The following is a 2521-nucleotide window of genomic DNA, read 5'->3' on the forward strand; positions in this document are numbered from 1 at the left end:
TCAAACAATATCTATTTTATGAATGGTCGGGCTGAGAGGACTTGAACCTCCGACCTCGTCGTCCCGAACGACGCGCGCTAGCCAACTGCGCTACAGCCCGAAATAAAACTGTCTACTAATACATACTTTGTAATTAAATATACTGAACCTGCATTAAACGGAGTTTATCCCGCCAGAGGCGGGACTACAGCCCGATATATCTATAGCAGAAACAGTTTAAGATATTATCAATAATTTGTCGAGGAATAAAAAATCAAATTTTACCGTGCAAATACTGTTGTCTTAACTTTTCCGGAAACCGTTCAATGGCATATCTCAGCATTGTTCTGGGCATTTGTTGATAATACGTAGCTAAAAACTCCTCCTCTGTTTTCTGACCACACCGCTTACCAACCTCTCGCAACATCCAGCCTACTGCTTTTTGAATTAAATCATGATTATCATTTAATAGTATCTTAGCAACGCGGAGGGTATTTTGAGCCTCACCTTTTTTGATAAAAGCAAAAGTGCTCAAAATGGCTATCCGTCGCTGCCATAAATTTTTGCTCCTAGCTAATTTTAATAAAATAGTAATATTTTTATCTAATAAATATTGACCAACAATACGATCAGCTGTGAGATCAACTAAATCCCAATTATTAATATACTTAGTTGAGCTTAGATAGTGTCGAAAAATTATTTTTCTTATCGCCAAGTCACTAGCTTGATACTGATTGACCATAATTAATAAAGCACATAGTCTTTCCTCGTGCCAAGCGCTCCTTTGTAATTCCCTTACTTGCAGCCACGGTAAGTTATGATACTTCCTCGCCACCTGTCTTATTTGCGGAACCATTACCCCCAAAAAAAGATCACCCGCGCCATATTCACCGGGTTTGGTTTTAAAAAATTTGGCCAAAATATTTTTTTTATCTTGACGCACGTACTTTTTTAACTCTTGCCGCAATTCAATTAATTGTTTACTGCTCATATTCTGCTAGCGACTGAATTTGTTTTTGGATTGTATTAATTCTAGTACCTAACAATTTTATTAATGGAATCGGCAATTTTTCTGCGTCTTGGATAGTGATTATATTATTGTTTTGCAAAATATTCTTAGTGGCCTTATCTAATCGTAACATAGTAATGGGATAAATAGACTGATCCTGAATTAAACGTTCTAAACTATACTGCTCGGGATAACGCCAACCAGTTAGTCTGATATTCTTGGCTGCGGCATATCTTTTTGCGTGCTCAGAAAATTTAGTATTGGTAACTAGCCAAGCACCGGTAAAATTATATTTATTTATATTTTTTTTGCAACCATCCATAACATCTTCTAAACGTGCTTGTACCTGCAAAATCTCGCCCAAACCACAATCATGATGATAATTAAAATGGTGCTTACATTCTACTAACCAAACTTGGTCATCTTTTCTAGCAATCACGTCGACTTGATGTTCTACGCTAGCACCCTTAACTAAAACATTCCACTTGGTCTGATAACCATAATACTGTAAAATTATTCCCATATACTTTTCCCAACATTCTGGTCGGACTTCGGATAATGCTTGTCGTAACGAATATATCTGTGCTACCGAACGGTCTCTTTGTTGTAAATGTTTGTATATTAATTCGTACAATTGATTAGAAGTAACTTCTGTCGGTAAAAATGATAAAACCTCATGAGCAACCTTCTCGGCCTCTGAGCCGTTGACACCACAACGTTCTACCGACTTAACCAATTTTTTAAAACTAAATCTTCTCCTGTTGCCATCAAATTTTTTTATTGATATTACCTTAATCATTATTTTGATTTTTAAATATTAATATTGCCTGCTGCCAAAAAGAATCATTATTCTGCTTCTCTTTCATCCAATACCACCACTCAGCACCCCAGAAATATATTTCGGAAAACCCTACCTGCCTGGCAAAATCTACATTTTTTGTAAAACGCAAATTATTCATACTTAGTAGCTGCTCGTTAATTGGCGTTTCCGCTGGTGATTTATCACCCCAGGGCTCCAGCTGTAATTCGGAGATGAAAATCTTTTCTAATGGTGTTACTAATTTCAATAGCTTTGCTTTCCAATGATAATAAGCTGGTGGCAAAGGGTAATAAAAATCACCATACCACTTATTCCAAGTATGACGATATAGACTTGTCCCTATAATTGGATTAAGTGAAGACGTTCGATACCAACTGGACAATTCACCACTGTCGGTTACAATCGTCGGACGCTGATCCAAAGATTGAACCCATGCTAATTTGTCACGAAACTCCTGTGGTTTTTCACTGGGGCATTCACCAAAAATATCAAGGAATGGTTCATTTTCTACCTGCCAAGCAACAATAGTTGAATATTGTTTTAACTCCTCTACTGTGGCCCGAATATACTGTAATTCTGCTTGATGTTGAGCTGACTGATCAATACTACCCAGCCAAGACGGATTATGACACTCGGGCCAGCGTGGTTGTCGTCGACCGACCACGAGAATAACCTGACCACCGCGCATTTGAATTTGTTCTAATTGCCACTTT

Annotated in this window: 3 protein-coding genes and 1 tRNA gene; all 4 read right to left on the minus strand. The window is 37.6% G+C overall.

What is annotated here, in order from left to right; translation table 11 throughout:
- Positions 1 to 23: 23 nt before the first annotated feature.
- Positions 24 to 100: transfer RNA gene (locus COX77_04195), tRNA-Pro, on the minus strand.
- A gap of 153 nt (positions 101 to 253) precedes the next feature.
- Positions 254 to 970 carry a DNA alkylation repair protein gene (locus COX77_04200; GenBank protein PIZ98547.1) on the minus strand — a complete coding sequence of 239 codons (717 nt, stop codon included), beginning with the start codon at positions 968 to 970 and terminating at the stop codon, positions 254 to 256.
- On the minus strand, positions 960 to 1787 hold the full coding sequence (locus COX77_04205) for a hypothetical protein (protein ID PIZ98548.1): 828 nt from the start codon (positions 1785 to 1787) through the stop codon (positions 960 to 962). The genes COX77_04200 and COX77_04205 overlap by 11 nt, the downstream gene beginning before the upstream one ends.
- Positions 1780 to 2521, minus strand: a 742-nt coding sequence (locus COX77_04210; GenBank protein PIZ98549.1) for a hypothetical protein, incomplete at its 5' end; no start/stop codon positions are given. The genes COX77_04205 and COX77_04210, both read right to left, overlap by 8 nt.

The sequence above is a fragment of the Candidatus Komeilibacteria bacterium CG_4_10_14_0_2_um_filter_37_10 genome, from assembly GCA_002793075.1.
Lineage (GTDB): Bacteria > Patescibacteriota > Patescibacteriia > UBA1558 > UBA1558 > UM-FILTER-37-10.